The organism is Paenibacillus sp. 1A_MP2, from assembly GCF_052244825.1.
Lineage (GTDB): Bacteria > Bacillota > Bacilli > Paenibacillales > Paenibacillaceae > Paenibacillus > Paenibacillus vandeheii.
The window spans coordinates 5231482-5246903 of sequence record NZ_JBQQCS010000001.1; the positions used below are offsets into that span (position 1 = coordinate 5231482).

Consider the following 15422-nt stretch of genomic DNA (forward strand, 5'->3'; position numbering starts at 1 on the left):
TCAGGAGTCACCTCTCAAAATATAGCCGGCTCCCCGGATGGTCTGGATCAAGCGTTTGCCGCCGTATTCTTCGGTTTTTTGTCTGAGCATGGCAATATACACTTCGAGCACATTGGATTCACCACTGTAATCATAACCCCAGATTTTATCCATAATCAGATCACGGGACAGCACACGTTTCGGATTTTGCATGAACAGATTCAGCAATTCGAACTCCTTGGCAGTCAGTTCCAGACGCTGACCGTCACGCAACACCTCACGAGAATCATTATCCAGAATAATATCCTCATACATAAGACGATTATCAGGCGTGTCTACCATATCTGCTTTACGCCGCAGTAAGGCACGGACACGAGCCAACAATTCTTCAAGTGCAAACGGCTTCACGAGATAATCATCTGCACCTGTATCAAGCCCGATTACCCGGCTCTGTACTTCATCTTTGGCCGTGAGCATCAGCACGGGCACCTTGCTCCCCGCTTCCCTGAGTCTGCGGCATACTTCAAACCCGTCAATTTGCGGCATCATGACATCAAGAACCACGATATCCGGCTCTTTATCCATCAGCTTACTGAGGCCCTCCGCCCCATTGGAAGCCGTCTGTACATCATATCCTTCAAAAGCCAGTCCCCGCCGAAGCATGGACACAATTTTTTCATCATCATCCACAATCAGAATAGTTGAGCGCATGGTCTTTCTCCTTTATCCCTTAACGTTTTAATCCCATTGTAACAGGCAAAAGCGCAATCTGCATCTTCTCCAAATACCTTGCTGCTTTTCAAGTTCATCCTGGATATAGTCCAAGCTTAGATAGGGCAAAAAAAGCGAAAGGGCCCACGAACCCTTCCGCTCTTCTGTACCTTATTTTATAACCCAATTTTCATTAAGGTTGCTGCTGCTGCTGTTGTTGATCCGTTGTTTGTGTAGTATCGTAATCGTTTTTGTTGCCGATTTTGATTTTCACATCCATTTTTTTACCGTCCCGAACAACACTCAATGTCACTTCGCTGCCAATTTCCTGTTTCTTGATGAAATCAATCAAATCCTGGCTTGTGCTGTATGCCGTACCGTTGGCACCTGTGATGATGTCATAAGCACGCAGGTCTGCTTGGTAAGCAGGGGATTGATAGATCGTGCTGGCTACAACAGAACCTTCAGTGATATCGGTTCCCATCTGTTTAGCCACTTCAGGCGTGAGGGCCATCAGAGATGCACCAATGAACGGTACCGGCTCTTTGGGAACTTCTTTGTTTTCTTTCAGATATTTAACGGCATCCGAGATTACACTCGAAGGAATGGCAAATCCAATACCCTGTGCATCTGCGCTAACCGCCACGTTCATACCAATGACTTCACCATTGAGGTTAAGCAACGGTCCACCGGAGTTACCCGGATTAATGGAAGCATCCGTTTGTAACAAGTGGCTGTACTCACGAGTTTTGCCTGTTTCTTCGTCTGGAATGCTGATGGTACGTTCTTTGGCACTCAATACACCTGCAGTAACGGTGTGTTCAAATCCTTCCGGGTTACCAATAGCTACAAGCCATTCACCAACTTGTGTACTGTTGGAATCACCCAGTGGAGCGACAGGGAAAGCATCATCGCCACTGTTTTTCTCGATTTTCAATACGGCAAGGTCAAGGTCGAAGCTGCTTCCCAGCAATTTTGCTTCATACGGTTTACTGTTATTCTCCAGCGTGACCTGAATCACATCTGCACCCTGAACCACGTGTTGGTTCGTCAGGATATATCCTTCTTTGTCAAAAATAAATCCAGAGCCAATACCGAGCGGGACCAACTGATTGCTGCTTTGTTGCTGTTGCTGCTGATTTTGGCCTTGGTCTGTTCCGCCATTACTTCCATTACCAAAGAAGTATTGGTACAATGGATCGCTCATCGTAGAACCGCCTTGGCTGCTGCTACGTGAGGACTGCTTGGCGAGCGTTTCAATTTTGACGACAGCCGGACTAGTACTCGTTACCACGGAGGAAACATCCTCTTTACCGGTTGGAAGCAATGACGCTGTCACATTATTGCTGCTGCCCGAATTGGTAGGTGAAGATGAGGTACTGGTGCTTTCATTTTCAGCACTTGTGAGCGCTTCCTGCGGTGTAAACATATTTGTTCTGTCCGCTGTATACATCAATACTGTGATGACCAGCATCCCGGCGATAAAAGAGAACAAAAGCGATCTTACGGAAGAACGTGGCCGACGGTTATTATAATTCCAATTGCCATTGTTCTTGCCGCCGTTCCCCTGATCTCCTCCGTTGCCTGAACCATTGCCGCCCCCTCTGGATGAGGTATGGGCTTGATCCGATGATTCGTTATTGTAATTACTGTAGTAAGTAGGCACTGGCTTCACAGGGTCAGGTCTTGTAATCTCTACATTTCCTTCTTCACGTTGACTATGTTCCCCATTATAACTTGCTGTATCTTCCTGATTCACGGACTGAAAAGGTCCATAAGAATAATAATAGGAGGAATCGTCCGTCCCGGATGAATTGCGATTCTCCGCTTGTTTAGTTTCATTTTCCTCGTCTTGACGGTTCGCTCTGTAATTACGTTCGTCCATGCCTCTCTACCTCCCAATCTCTTATCGCAAGAGATATTCTTTAACTGTCCTTATTTTGTACTTTAAACCTTAACCGTACCTTAAAAACAATTAAAAAGGAGATAAAAGCACACTGTTATAGAACATTTTTCCCGCCAAATCTGCATTCTAACCCTTATTCTTCACCCAGCCCTGACGATGAGCGTATATGGCCAGTTGTGTTCGATCGTCCATTTCACATTTCATTAGCAGATTGCTTACATGAGTTTTGACGGTTTTGATACTAATATGTAGTTCTTCCCCAATGTCCTTATTGGTCTTGCCCTCTGCAATCAGCAAGAGAACTTCCTTTTCCCGTTCTGTCAGACCGGATTCATTCTCTCTTGCTGTACGCTGTCTGATGCCACGAGTCAGTGCCTGTGATACATCCCCTGTCATAACAGGCATCCCCCGGTATGCGCCTTGCAAAGCATAGATCAACTCTTCGGCCGAAACTGTCTTCAGCACATAACTGACCGCTCCGGCTTCAATCGCCTGGACCACAAGATCATCCTCCAGAAAGCTGGTCAACATCACAATTTTTAATCCCGGAAACTCCGTCATGATCGCTTTTGTCGCTTCGGCACCATTCATCACCGGCATCATCAGATCCATCAGGATCAGGTCAGGCAGTTCAGTTTGACCCAGTTTGCGCAGCTGATTTAATGCATCCTGTCCGTTACCGGCTTCTCCCATCACATGAAATGTGGGCTCCAGCATTAAATACGTCTTTAACCCCATCCGCACCATATCATGATCATCCACAATCATTACATTCACTTTTCCGCTCATACCGTTTCCTCCTCTGGATCTTTCGGAAATTTCGGGATAAATACCCGCACCGTTGTCCCCGCTCCCGGCTTCGATATAATCTGAACCTGCCCGCCAAGCTTCTCTGCCCGTTCACGCATCGTTGATAATCCATATGAACCGGGTCGTTCTGCTTGTTGTAAGAAACCTTGGCCATCATCACTGATGCTCATACTGATCTGATGCTCACTTTCACGTATGGCCAGGCTGACCAAACCTGCTTCCGCATGTTTTACTACATTGGCGACCGCTTCCTGAATAACAAGAAACAGCTGGTGCTCAATGGCATCGGAAATTCCGCCATCCAGTTCCAGCTCTTTCACACCTTTGAGTCCGTTCTGCCTGCAATAATCCGGGAACCAGCTATCCAGTGCTGCGGTGAGATCCCTTCCCTCCAGCTCCACTGGGCGAAGCTGTGCAATAAGTCCGCGCATCTGCCGCTGTGCGATATGCGACATCTGAATGAGTTGATCCAGCACTTTGCTGCCATGCTCGGGATTCATCTCCAGCAGACGTGGTAAGGAGGAAGCCGACATATGCATGGCGAACAGCTGCTGGCTGACCGTATCATGCAAATCTCTTGCCATCCGTTTGCGCTCTTCAATCACAGCGCGTTCCGATGCCTGTTCCTTCTCAATGACTTCCTGCTCACCGAGCCGCTGAAGCAATCTCATTTTTTTCTCAATCGAGTCCATCATGACATTGAATTCCTGATATACCCGTCCGAAGGAGGCATCATCTGCCTCAGGCATTCTAACGGCGAGATTACCCTTGGATACTTTCAGCATATTGAGATCCAGAAGATCGATTTTGCGTTGAAGCCGCAGGGCGGCAATATACCCCGTGATCACCGTAGCCAGTAGAACAACGGCAACATAGGTCCACGCACGCTGATGCCCTGTTCCCATCAGCATTTCCCCGTATAACAAGTAAAATCCGCCCAAAGTAATGAGACCGGTCAGCGCAAAATACATCATCAGTTCCCATTTATTTGCCTTGAGAATCGTTCGAATCATGCGTTAACCCACCTTATTCACTTTGACATCTCCAATAAACACACTAACGACAATCCGTACTTTTTTTCCAGCTTCGCGATAATGCGCTGTTTCAGCCTGAGCACTACTTAGGAATCCACCCCGTTTTTGATTTAACAGGGACATGTCTCCGATAAACGAGTTCGTTGTCACGGTTACACCCAGATCCATATCTTCCGGTACAAATACCTTTACATCCCCGATAAAAGAGGAAATGTTAATCTTCGTCTCACCGTAAGGTATTTGGGCCTTCGTCAAATCAATAACTGTATCGCCAATAAATGCCGAAATGTTCATCGGTTTTAACGAGAACACTTCCTGTCCCATATACAGATCGCCGATAAATGCTGATTTGTTAATCGTATTTCCATGGCCACCATAATAATTGGAATCATCATCATAATTGTCATCATCAGCAAATGTTCCATAGCCCTTTTTGTTTGAGCCGTAACCTTTATGCTTGTGGTGTTGATGGTGATGCTGATGGTGTTGATGTCCGTGTGATTTATGGTCTTCCTTATCTGTATAAAATGAGCCATGCGAATCATTCTTTTGTTCCTGTTTCGGTTTGCCAAATGTTTTCTCGAACTGTTCATCAAACGAAGACGGCATCTCCAGATCCTCAGGGACAACGGCTTATACGGTTGCTCCGGTGGAGATGGAGGCGGTTGTACTTGATCATGATGCTTCCGGTCACGACGACGAGGTCCAATCAAAACAAATAAGCCCCCACCAATTAGCATCACCGGGATCAGGTAGCGAATGAACTCACCCATAGAGTAATCAATCCATCCCAGATTACGTGCCAGAAAGTATCCACCAATCGCCAGGACTATGGCAGGTCCAATCAATGCATGACTCCCGTTGCGCCGAATTTCGGTTATTCCCTTTACACCCCACCAAATCAAAAATAACGGCCAATATGTTCTGAACATGTATCCTATATCAATGTCATAGCCCAATTGCCTGAACAATATTATTGCGCCAATCGCAATAAGGGGTATGCCAACCCACCAGCGGTCCCGCGTAGATCGTTTCATCGCTCATGTCTCCTTTGTCTGTATTCTGTATCCAGTTTACATCAGACAAGAGTTGGTTAACAGCGGCGGCAGATGGAATTGATCTCAGTCTCCAGACGGAGGCGGAAGGATATTTATGTAAAAGTTACTTGCAAACCCAAATTAAAAACACCCCGGAGCTACCTGAAGTGCACCCCTTAGAATAGACATTGGAAAAACCCCTGGGTTTAGCCGATGAAATTCTAGGGGTGTATTTTTTATGGCGATTAAGGGACAAAAGTTTAAAACGTATTCGGAGAAGATAAAAAATGAGGCTATTCGTTTGCATACGGTTGAGGGGTGGACTTATCGAAAGATTAATAAACATCTGGGGATTCATGATCCAGGACGAATGAAGCGCTGGATGCGAAAATATCGGGAACAAGGTGAGTTTGGACTGATGGATCAGCGAGGTCGACGTAAAGAATACTTGGATCAAGACCGCTTTGTACAAAAACTGAAACGGGAGAATGAGTTGCTAAAAAAGTGCTTGGTCATCTGGAAGGAGGAAGCAAACAAGAAAGATTTCAGATCATAGAAAAAGTAGCGGCATACGGTGATATCCAGAAACTTTGTGATGTGTTTGGCGTGTCACGGAGTGGATTTTATGCCTATGTAAAACGTAAACGATTCGATCGCGACGCAAAGGCGAAGAAACAAGTGCTTCAAACGTATCAACGATATGAAGGCAAATATGGTTATCGGCAGCTCCAGTTGTTCCTTTGGCAAGATCAGGGGATTTGGATGAACCACAAAAAGGTGCTCCGCCTGATGCAAATGCTCGGTATTCAATCTCGAATCCGTCGTAAACGGCGCTCCAGCAGCTCGTATACACCTGCGCAGCGTGTAGCAGAGAACCTCTTGAAGCGAGATTTCAGTGCAGAAAAACCGAATCAGAAATGGGTAACGGACATTACCCAGTATCGTGTGGGAGAGCGCTGGATATATCTTTCAGCCATAAAGGATCTGTTTAATAACGAAATTGTGGCTTACGAAATAGGCGAACGCAACGACAATGAACTGGTGCTTCGCACATTCAGCAAGGCGTTTGCGAAGCAAAAAGACGTGACCGGACTGGTCGTTCATAGCGACCAAGGATTCCAGTACACGTCTCATGCTTACCACGACATGCTGCCAAAGGTTGGCGCCCGAATCAGCATGTCTCGCCGAGGAAATTGTTATGACAATGCCTCGATGGAGAGTTTCTTCTCGCATCTCAAAACGGAAGGACTCTATCCTTATCATATCCGAACGCTTAGCGAAGCACAAAGCAAAATCGAAAAATATATCCGTTTTTACAACCGAAAACGGCCACAACGGAAACTAAAAAAACTGACGCCGGTAGAGTACCGACGCCAGTTTGCAGCCTAGGGTCTTTTTATAATGTCTACTAAATGGGGTCTTGACCAACCGCTCCAGGGTGCTGAAACTTTATTTATTTTTGAAATTTGCCTGCTTTGCCGACTTGGCTTGTTTGGCTTGTTTGGCCTGTTTGGCCTGTGTTTTCCACACCAAATTCAGCATTGAATTTTTCATCAGGTGTTTTGAAGTTTTCCTGTACTTTGTTTTGCTCGGATTGTTTTACTTTGTTTGCTACGTTTTCTTGTCCAAACTCCTCATTGTACTTCTCGTTTGGTGTTTGGAATCCTTGGGATTTCTTAGCCACAACGATCACCTCTCTCTTCATATTTACGCTGCAATACTGCTGCGCGGGGTTTGTCCCCAGTCAATATTATGTGAAGAGTGCATGGCAGTTATTCATCCATTAAATTCAACAATTAAACGGCCTTGTCCAACCATGAATCCGGTACGGATTTGTATACATCGATGGCTTCCGATAACTCTTCCAGCATTTTTTCAGTGCATTTTCCAGCACCTTGTTTGATTACCTGTACTTCGACGTCCTTTTTGCCCCATTCCTTGTACACTTGCTTTGTTGTAGGGAAATAAAGATCAATTTTATTGCCCTTAATCGCGGAGCCCGTGTCTGCAACGATACCATAGCCGTAGCCGGGAATATATAAAATGGAACCCAGTGGAAACAGCTTTGGATCAGCTGCAATCGTTGAGACTGTTTCTTTATCGCGGCGCACCTTTACACCTGAATACGTAATGCCGTATTGAGGATGTTTAGGTCCTTTTCCGGTTGATTCCACACCTGCAGTGTATCCGGTAGCCGTCACCTTGTGTGTATCCAATACCTGTTCTGTCCGCGGAGCGAGCACCGGCATCGAAGGGTCAACCCCGATCTGCTTCTTCGGTATTTCGGGCCGTGGAATAACAATCGGCTGCGGAGACCACATCAATCCCATATAGACCATGGTGGTGAGTTGAGCCTGATCACTGTATGCAAAGACCGCCGTTTCTAAATGCTCGCCTTCGCGCTCACCTGAAGTTTCGTTGTTGCGACTCTCTACGTACAGGACTTCATTTTCCTCTTCAAAGGTATACGCATCTGCCTGATTCAAGCTCACAATAACTCCAGTGAGCACCACACAGCAAGAGATGATAAACCGTATGTTTTTCTTTTGAATTAAAAATTGCTTTTTCATTATAGAACCTCCCCCTTACTGCAAAGGTTTTCCAAAATGAAAAAATTATATACTTTTCTTTATGTAGGCTTTTTAGCCGGGTGTTCAGGCGACCTAAAAACAACAAAAAAAACCGCCCGAACCATTGGATTTTCTCCAATATGATTCAAACGGTTTTCTATTTATAGAAATCAACAATTCCTGAATTAAACCTGTCTTGTTGTAATTTCTTCTTTGAGCTGGGCTACAATTTCGTCCAGTGGTTTCATGCCGAGATCGCCTTCTCCACGTTTCCGTACAGATACACCCTCTGCATTGCGTTCATTTTCTCCAACCACGAACATGTATGGCATTTTCTCAAGTTGTGCCTCACGGATCTTATAACCGAGCTTCTCGTTACGCAGATCAGCTTCAGCAGAGATCCCCGCACGTTTCAACTTCGCTTCCACTTCACGTGCATAGTCGTCGAAGTTGCCGGATACCGGAATAACTTTCGCTTGTACAGGAGACAGCCACAGTGGCAGAGCCCCTGCAAAGTTCTCCAGCAAGAATGCAGTGAAACGCTCCATCGTACTGATTACACCGCGGTGGATAACGACCGGACGATGCTTCTGTCCGTCATCTCCCACATATTCGAGCTCAAACCGCTCTGGCAAGAGGAAGTCCAATTGAACGGTAGACAATGTCTCTTCCTTGCCCAGCGCTGTTTTGATCTGCACGTCCAGTTTTGGACCGTAGAACGCTGCCTCGCCTTCTGCTTCATAGAATGGAAGGTTGAGCTCTTCCACAACTTCACGCAGCATGCGTTGGGACATTTCCCACATCTCGTCATTCTGGAAGTATTTCTCGGTATCCTGAGGATCGCGATAGGACAGACGGAAACGATATTCGTGAATGCCGAAATCTTTATAAACCGTTTGAATCAGTTCAATAACACGTGCAAATTCTTCCTTGATCTGATCCGGGCGTGCAAAAATGTGTGAGTCGTTCAGCGTCATTGCACGTACACGGTGCAGACCTGTCAACGCGCCCGACATTTCGTAACGGTGCATCATGCCAAGCTCGGCAATCCGGATCGGCAGATCACGGTAGCTGTGCATGCTGGACTTGTACACCATCATGTGGTGAGGACAGTTCATTGGACGAAGAACGAGTTCCTCATTGTCCATAACCATTTTCGGGAACATGTCTTCCTGATAGTGCTCCCAGTGTCCGGATGTTTTGTACAATTCAACATTACCCAGAACCGGTGTGTACACATGCTGATATCCGAGGCTCTCTTCTAGGTCCACAATGTAACGCTCCAACGTCCGGCGCAGCTTGGCACCATTAGGCAGCCAGATTGGCAGGCCTTGTCCAACCAGCTGGGAGAATGTGAAGATTTCGAGTTCCTTACCCAATTTGCGGTGATCCCGTTTACGCGCTTCTTCCAGGAAGTGCAGATGCTCATCCAGCTGCGCTTTCTTCACAAAAGCCGTACCGTAAATACGTTGCAGCATTTTGTTTTTGCTATCTCCGCGCCAGTAAGCACCAGCGACATTCATCAGTTTGAATACTTTGATTTTGCTGGTGGATGGTACATGTGGTCCACGGCATAAGTCGAAGAATTCACCTTGCTCATAAATGGTGATGACACTGTCTTCCGGTAAGTCACGAATCAATTCGAGCTTGTAAGGATCGCCCACTTCTTCGAAAATTTTGATCGCTTCTGCGCGGCTAACTTCTTTACGTACAATCGGCAGGTTTTCATTAACAATGCGCTCCATTTCCTTCTCGATCTTCTGCAGATCTTCGGGATTAAGCGGTTGTTCGAGATCCATATCATAGTAGAAGCCATCTTCAATGACAGGGCCAACACCGAGGTGCACTTCTTTGTTTCCGTATAAACGCTTCACAGCTTGAGCGAGCAAGTGAGCTGTACTGTGACGCATCACTTCCAGACCTTCTGGTGAATCCAGTGTTACGATCTCCACCAACGCTCCCTCATGAAGTGTTGTGGACAAGTCCACGACGATTCCATCCAGTTTGCCGGCTACGGCATTTTTGCGTAGTCCGCTGCTGATCGAAGCGGCTACATCTTCAATGCTGCTTCCTTCGGCATACTCACGAACCGAACCATCGGGTAGTTTAATGTTAACTGCCATTTGTCTCATTCCTCCTGTAAGTTCATCTGTCCATGCATTTCATGGATGGATAATCTATTGCTGTTCCTGCGATTTTTGCAAAGGAACACAAAAACACCCGTCCCGGCAAAGGGACGAGTGCTGTATATACTCTCGTGGTTCCACCCTAATTCAGCTGCTTCATCCATATTGGAAGTACAGCCCTCATTGGCATGACGGTAACGGGCATGACCCGGCATATCCTTACTCACGGACGATTACCTGTGTAATAGAGGCAATCTCATATCCATTTTCAAAACTGCAGCTCCAAAGGGGTAAACCAAACGTGGCATCCGGAGGAAATTTCAGCCTGGTTCCCTCTCTCTGCACCGACCTTGCGTATGGTTCTTGTCTTTGTCAACGCTTTTGCTTATTGTTCCATAACAACTTCTAATAAATCATGGATCAACAGTTATTATAATTGCCGAGATCACTTGCGTCAAGACCTGTCAACAATCCGGAACGCAGCACTTCACACTCGGGGCAATGGTGGCATAATTGTACCTTGTCCTCAAAGATTTGTCGGATCGTAGAGATAATGGGGAGATCTGGAGTGCGCGTATGCAGCATGACTTTTTCCGGCGAGATGGAGATCAGCGTACTCACGATCATATCTTCGATATCCATTTCCAATTCCAGTCCCGGCATCTCCACAACGACCTGCTCATCCTTTTGTACGGGAAGCACATTAAGCGCAGCATCCAATACCTGAAATTCATGCAAACCTTTGTGTATCAAATGCACAAGTGGTACTTTCGCTTCCTGAAAAAATACAAAATATTTGAGAAGTCCCATAAACTCTTCGTATTGGCGATCCATCCAGAATTCATCCAGCGCATATTCCACCAGTTCATGAAGCTCCTGCTTGTATTGCCGAATTCGGAAATTCATAATGCCTTCAAGGTGAAAAAAATGAATCTCCTCCAAGTCCTGCTTCAGTCCATTGGCCAAGGTAGTACGACGACGGTCCCGTAATCCAGGCTGATCCAAATCACCATTGAACAATAAAGGCATGCATATCCGGTTTACCTTCTCCACTTCATGTTCATCCATGACCGAACAAGCCTTGGAGATCATCTCTTCTACAATAATGCGTTCACGTGTATTCATAATGAAATCGGCAATTCCCGTGGCCAGCAAATCACTGATCTGAGGCAGCCACTGCTGGAAGTCAGCGTGATTCTCATTCCCTCTGCATACCCAGGCCGCTCTTCCATCATTATGTTTGAAGGTGAGCCGAAATCCTCTTTTGCTTATATGTAAACCTTTGGTTTTTTCCTTCACACAACGATAAAATTGATCCGCTTCCTCCTGCCCTGATACCTCGGTCCATACGGCGAACAGTTCCATAAGAATCACTCCTTTCCTTCCTGTTCAAAGTATATGGCAAGGCCGATAGGGATATACGAAGCGGATTGATGGAAAGCGTGTCATGATTTCTCAGTATATTATCAATCCGTTTGGAGTTAAGCCAAAAATGTGTTATTATTTTTATAACAGTATGTTTCACGGAAAAGGGGGAAGCCAAAATGACACAACAACCAAGAATACTCCGTTATGCATTTATTATCATTTTGTGCGTATTCCAAGCGTTGTCCTTCCCTATTTCGATGCAGTCGGAATCCGTTGTCGAGGTAAACGTTGAGGCGAACTCCAACAAGGAAGTTCTTGTCCATACATTGGAGTCTCAGCAGAAACCTGCCATTCGCAAATACCCACAAGTCATGTCGAAGTTGATTGCGGTCACGCATAACAAACCTGTCTTTCTTGTGCTCGCTTTGTTGCTAATGCTGCGAATTCCTACACCGCGTCTGCCCTTTAAACCGTTGATTTGTCTGTTTAAACGCAGATTATTTCTGCTACCCATTAAATTCACCAGTATGTATGTTTCTCCCACCCCTACAGCACCAAACTACGTGAACGCTTATAACTAGCCGTTACACCGTATTTTAGGTTGCTTTGCATGGAGACACCTCTGTTTGATAGACGGTGTGCTTGTGCATAACTTATAACCCTTTTAGCAAATGTTAGATATCAATTAGCTTCATTGGCAACCCCTATTCATAACATCTATTTTGTTATACCCATCTTCATTAAAAAATCAAACACTAGGCTGTGTGTCAGGAGTACCTGGCTCTGTTTACCCGCTTCAATTTAATGTTCCTTAGAGCAGCAGATCATTCTATATTCGGGAAATAAGCCTGTCTTCTGTGGCCAGCCCTCAATTTAAGGAGGCACACTATCCATGGATGTACGCGAAACAGATTTGCCGGGAATCGGCAAGAAATTTCAGATTGAAACGAGCAGTGGAGATAAAATTATTATCATTATTCACGATGACGGTCGCCGGGAAATGTACCATTTTGAGTACGATGATCCAGACCAAAGCATCTCCATGATTACGCTCGATGACTATGAAGCAAGACAGATTGCTGCCATCGTTGGTGGATTAACCTATAAACCTAAGCAGCTTGAAAATATTGAAGTAACGTTTGACGACCTGATTATTGAATGGTACAAAATCGAGCCATCCTACGGATGTATCGGTAAATCAATTGGTGAATTGGATGTACGTCAAAACTCAGGGGCAACGGTGATTGCCGTTGTAGAGAAGAATCACAAAAAACATATCAGCCCCGGTCCGGAGGTCGTGATTAGTGCAGAGTCCACGGTAGTATCCGTTGGCGAACGCAATCAGCAAAAGCTATTCAAATCCCTCCTCCTGACCGGAAGGGGGTGAGTCGATGGATCATCTGATATTCGAAGTAGGTCTGGCTCTTGTGCTCATTGCAGCAGCCGGACTCTTATCCGCAAAACTGAGATTTTCGGTCGTTCCATTTTACATCCTGATCGGGATGGCCGTTGGACCTCATGCGATGAAGATCTGGCATCTGGATTTCCGCTTCATTGAAAGTCAGCCGTTTATTGAGTTTATGGGCCGAATCGGTATTCTGTTCCTACTCTTCTATCTCGGACTGGAGTTCTCGGTTGGCCGTCTGATCAAGTCGGGTAAATCGATTGCCGTCGGCGGTTCGATCTATATCGGGATTAACTTTACGCTGGGACTGATTTTTGGTTTTGCTTCCGGTTTCCCAGCCGCCGAAGCTCTTATCATTGCCGGGATTACGACTATTTCATCCAGTGCCATCGTCGCCAAGGTTCTCGTTGATCTGAAACGAACAGCAAATCCGGAGACGGAAATGATTCTCGGAATCATCATGTTTGAAGATGTGTTTCTAGCTGTATATATCTCCATCTTGTCTGGACTTGTGCTCAGTGATTCATCCTCCATCGGAGGTGTCATTGTATCTGCACTCGTCGCGCTTGGATTCATGCTCATTGTCATTATTCTTGGACGTAAAGCAACACCGCTGCTTAATAAGGTGCTTAAGATTCGCTCCAATGAGTTATTCTCGCTTGTGATTTTCGGTGCATTGTTCCTCGTAGCCGGATTCTCGGAAACTATTCATGTCGCCGAAGCCATTGGCGCCCTGCTTGTTGGTTTGGTGCTGGCAGAGACGGAACATGCTAAACGGATTGAGCACTTGATTCTGCCATTCCGTGATTTCTTCGGAGCTGTCTTCTTCTTCAGCTTTGGTTTGTCCATCGATCCGCTGTCTCTTGGTGGCGAAGCTGTATGGCTTGCTTTGATCGCAGTTGTGCTCACACTATTCGGGAACTTCCTTGCAGGCATGCTCGCTGGACGCAGTGCAGGATTATCACCGAAAGCATCAGCCAACATCGGTTTGACCATTGTGTCGCGTGGTGAATTCTCCATTATTATGGCCAACATGGGTAAAGCCGGAGGACTTCTCCCGCTCCTGCAACCATTCGCCGCATTATATGTACTCATTCTGGCAATTCTTGGACCGTTATTAACGAAAGAATCCAAACATGTGTTCAGATTACTGGATAAAATATTTAAGTTCAAAGACCCTCGGAAGAAGAAAGAAGAGCCGAAGGTACTGCAGAAAGAAGGATAACCCTCTTGTCTGTTCAGAACAGACAACGTATTGTACTCGCGGCTCTACCGCCGATCTTTCTGTGATTAACCCAGGGAGAATGGCACGAAAGCCGCACTAAGGAGGATGACCTATGAAAGCACCTCTGATATCGGCTAATCCGGTGCCACAAACCGCCAAGAGCAGATTGTCATCTACCCGTCGTATGTTGAATTTGTTGTTTGTGATTGCGGGTGGGATTCTGGCCTCCGTGGGACTTGAATTGTTTCTGCACCCCAATAAAATCATTATTGGAGGCATTACGGGCATTTCTTCATTGTTCGCCCATTGGACCGAAATGCGGATTGGTTTGTTCCTGTTTTTGTTCAACGTTCCATTTATTTTTCTATCCTATAGACTTGTGCAAAAAAAATTCGTACTGGTCACTGTTCTGGGTTTGGTTGTCTTTTCGATTGGTGCCATTGCGCTTCATCCCATGCCGCCGCTTGTCGAACACCCGCTGGCTGCCGCCATGTTTGGCGGATTATGTCTCGGATTAGGAATCGGTCTAGTCGTACGGTATGGTGGGACACTGGATACGCTGGAAATCGGTGATCCGTCCTCTCGTCCACCTGAACGTATATTTAGCGGGAAACGGATGCTTATCGAAAAAATAATCATGCTGCTCAACTTGTTGATTCTAACTGCTGCTGGTGTTGTCTTTGGTTGGGATCAAGCGATGTATTCAGTAATCGCCTATCTTATTGCCTATGAAATGGTGTATATTGCATTCCGCGGATTCACAGCCAAGCGCAAAATATGTATCTTAACTACACAAAGCGCCCAAGTTGAGAAAGCCGTCCGCAAACGGCTGCGCCGTGAACCTGGAATATTGGATTCTTCAACCAATTCAGGACACGCTGCTCTGACCGAAGGATGGATCCAACACGTTCCGGGAGCACTCTATTATGAGATTCATTTCCTCGAAATGATCTGGCTCAAATCTATTGTGCGTCATATTGATCCACATGCAGGTATTGTGACGAACCCAGAAAAATAATCTGATTCCTATAGGCTAGGCAAATTGAACTAAAGAATATTTACACTTGCCACTCCGATGACAGAACAACCTTCCGATCGCTGTTATCCCCAGATTTTTTGAATTCCCTTTTTCAAAGGGGAAAATCCGGGGATAAGCGTATGCTTCCGATGCAGCTTTCTTTCAGAAAGCTTTTAGGCGAACGCTTCGCTTCTTCAGGTTTTTTCTGTCCTCTCCGTTCTTGTTAATGTTTT

General features: G+C 45.9%; 16 protein-coding genes and 1 pseudogene. 6 read left to right on the forward strand and 11 right to left on the reverse strand.

Features of this window, described 5'->3' with window-relative positions; all coding sequences use genetic code 11:
* From ACTWJ7_RS25445 to ACTWJ7_RS25470, 6 genes and pseudogenes are all read right to left on the reverse strand, one after another.
* The gene (locus tag ACTWJ7_RS25445; protein WP_024629038.1) at nt 1-690 is read right to left on the reverse strand and encodes a response regulator transcription factor; all 690 of its coding nucleotides are present in this window, start codon (nt 688-690) and stop codon (nt 1-3) included.
* 193 nt (nt 691-883) lie between these two features.
* The gene (locus ACTWJ7_RS25450; protein WP_079346058.1) at nt 884-2575 is read right to left on the reverse strand and encodes a S1C family serine protease; all 1692 of its coding nucleotides are present in this window, start codon (nt 2573-2575) and stop codon (nt 884-886) included.
* A 147-nt stretch (nt 2576-2722) separates the two neighbouring features.
* Complete coding sequence (locus ACTWJ7_RS25455; protein WP_301879524.1) at nt 2723-3385, reverse strand: response regulator; 663 nt, start codon at nt 3383-3385, stop codon at nt 2723-2725.
* Entirely contained in the window at nt 3382-4419 is a 1038-nt protein-coding gene (locus tag ACTWJ7_RS25460; protein WP_079346062.1) for a HAMP domain-containing sensor histidine kinase, read from the reverse strand. The genes ACTWJ7_RS25455 and ACTWJ7_RS25460 overlap by 4 nt, the downstream gene beginning before the upstream one ends.
* 3 nt (nt 4420-4422) lie before the next feature.
* Complete coding sequence (gene liaF, locus ACTWJ7_RS25465) at nt 4423-5049, reverse strand: cell wall-active antibiotics response protein LiaF (RefSeq protein ID WP_443145974.1); 627 nt, start codon at nt 5047-5049, stop codon at nt 4423-4425.
* Nucleotides 5050-5192: 143 nt separating this feature from the next.
* Nucleotides 5193-5477: pseudogene (locus tag ACTWJ7_RS25470) on the reverse strand (LiaI-LiaF-like domain-containing protein); the annotation flags it as partial.
* A gap of 238 nt (nt 5478-5715) precedes the next feature.
* Here ACTWJ7_RS25470 and ACTWJ7_RS25475 point away from each other — a divergent pair.
* Both ACTWJ7_RS25475 and ACTWJ7_RS25480 read left to right on the forward strand, forming a co-directional pair.
* Nucleotides 5716-6033 carry a transposase gene (locus ACTWJ7_RS25475; RefSeq protein ID WP_443145975.1) on the forward strand — a complete coding sequence of 106 codons (318 nt, stop codon included), beginning with the start codon at nt 5716-5718 and terminating at the stop codon, nt 6031-6033.
* Nucleotides 5982-6866: an IS3 family transposase gene (locus tag ACTWJ7_RS25480; protein ID WP_301879581.1), complete on the forward strand. Its 885-nt coding sequence runs from the start codon at nt 5982-5984 to the stop codon at nt 6864-6866. The genes ACTWJ7_RS25475 and ACTWJ7_RS25480 overlap by 52 nt, the downstream gene beginning before the upstream one ends.
* A gap of 64 nt (nt 6867-6930) precedes the next feature.
* Here ACTWJ7_RS25480 and ACTWJ7_RS25485 read toward each other — a convergent pair whose 3' ends face one another.
* From ACTWJ7_RS25485 to ACTWJ7_RS25505, 5 genes are all read right to left on the reverse strand, one after another.
* Nucleotides 6931-7161 carry a hypothetical protein gene (locus tag ACTWJ7_RS25485; RefSeq protein ID WP_301881480.1) on the reverse strand — a complete coding sequence of 77 codons (231 nt, stop codon included), beginning with the start codon at nt 7159-7161 and terminating at the stop codon, nt 6931-6933.
* Between the two features lie 112 nt (nt 7162-7273).
* Nucleotides 7274-8047 (reverse strand): 3D domain-containing protein, encoded by a 774-nt coding sequence (locus ACTWJ7_RS25490; RefSeq protein WP_301881482.1) that lies wholly within the window; start codon nt 8045-8047, stop codon nt 7274-7276.
* Nucleotides 8048-8232: 185 nt separating this feature from the next.
* A complete protein-coding gene (gene thrS, locus ACTWJ7_RS25495) occupies nt 8233-10170 on the reverse strand; it encodes a threonine--tRNA ligase (RefSeq protein WP_079346068.1) in 1938 nt (645 codons plus the stop codon).
* Between the two features lie 5 nt (nt 10171-10175).
* Nucleotides 10176-10400, reverse strand: coding sequence for a hypothetical protein (locus ACTWJ7_RS25500; RefSeq protein ID WP_443145976.1), 225 nt, complete (start codon nt 10398-10400; stop codon nt 10176-10178).
* Nucleotides 10401-10593: 193 nt separating this feature from the next.
* Nucleotides 10594-11538: a putative sporulation protein YtxC gene (locus ACTWJ7_RS25505; RefSeq protein WP_079346070.1), complete on the reverse strand. Its 945-nt coding sequence runs from the start codon at nt 11536-11538 to the stop codon at nt 10594-10596.
* Nucleotides 11539-11717: 179 nt separating this feature from the next.
* Between ACTWJ7_RS25505 and ACTWJ7_RS25510 the strand changes: the two genes are divergently transcribed.
* From ACTWJ7_RS25510 to ACTWJ7_RS25525, 4 genes are all read left to right on the forward strand, one after another.
* Complete coding sequence (locus ACTWJ7_RS25510; protein ID WP_079346072.1) at nt 11718-12122, forward strand: hypothetical protein; 405 nt, start codon at nt 11718-11720, stop codon at nt 12120-12122.
* A gap of 311 nt (nt 12123-12433) precedes the next feature.
* Nucleotides 12434-12928: a cation:proton antiporter regulatory subunit gene (locus ACTWJ7_RS25515; protein ID WP_079346074.1), complete on the forward strand. Its 495-nt coding sequence runs from the start codon at nt 12434-12436 to the stop codon at nt 12926-12928.
* Between the two features lie 4 nt (nt 12929-12932).
* Nucleotides 12933-14171, forward strand: coding sequence for a cation:proton antiporter (locus ACTWJ7_RS25520; RefSeq protein ID WP_024629027.1), 1239 nt, complete (start codon nt 12933-12935; stop codon nt 14169-14171).
* A gap of 112 nt (nt 14172-14283) precedes the next feature.
* A complete protein-coding gene (locus tag ACTWJ7_RS25525; RefSeq protein WP_079346076.1) occupies nt 14284-15189 on the forward strand; it encodes a YitT family protein in 906 nt (301 codons plus the stop codon).
* Nucleotides 15190-15422 lie beyond the last annotated feature (233 nt).

Coding starts and splice junctions, on each gene's coding strand:
- ACTWJ7_RS25445 (WP_024629038.1), bottom strand. CDS start 690: ATGCGCTCAACTATTCTGATTGTGGATGATGATGAAAAAATTGTGTCC.
- ACTWJ7_RS25450 (WP_079346058.1), bottom strand. CDS start 2,575: ATGGACGAACGTAATTACAGAGCGAACCGTCAAGACGAGGAAAATGAA.
- ACTWJ7_RS25455 (WP_301879524.1), bottom strand. CDS start 3,385: ATGAGCGGAAAAGTGAATGTAATGATTGTGGATGATCATGATATGGTG.
- ACTWJ7_RS25460 (WP_079346062.1), bottom strand. CDS start 4,419: ATGATTCGAACGATTCTCAAGGCAAATAAATGGGAACTGATGATGTAT.
- liaF (WP_443145974.1), bottom strand. CDS start 5,049: ATGCCGTCTTCGTTTGATGAACAGTTCGAGAAAACATTTGGCAAACCG.
- ACTWJ7_RS25475 (WP_443145975.1), top strand. CDS start 5,716: ATGGCGATTAAGGGACAAAAGTTTAAAACGTATTCGGAGAAGATAAAA.
- ACTWJ7_RS25490 (WP_301881482.1), bottom strand. CDS start 8,047: ATGAAAAAGCAATTTTTAATTCAAAAGAAAAACATACGGTTTATCATC.
- thrS (WP_079346068.1), bottom strand. CDS start 10,170: ATGGCAGTTAACATTAAACTACCCGATGGTTCGGTTCGTGAGTATGCC.
- ACTWJ7_RS25505 (WP_079346070.1), bottom strand. CDS start 11,538: ATGGAACTGTTCGCCGTATGGACCGAGGTATCAGGGCAGGAGGAAGCG.
- ACTWJ7_RS25510 (WP_079346072.1), top strand. CDS start 11,718: ATGACACAACAACCAAGAATACTCCGTTATGCATTTATTATCATTTTG.
- ACTWJ7_RS25515 (WP_079346074.1), top strand. CDS start 12,434: ATGGATGTACGCGAAACAGATTTGCCGGGAATCGGCAAGAAATTTCAG.
- ACTWJ7_RS25520 (WP_024629027.1), top strand. CDS start 12,933: ATGGATCATCTGATATTCGAAGTAGGTCTGGCTCTTGTGCTCATTGCA.
- ACTWJ7_RS25525 (WP_079346076.1), top strand. CDS start 14,284: ATGAAAGCACCTCTGATATCGGCTAATCCGGTGCCACAAACCGCCAAG.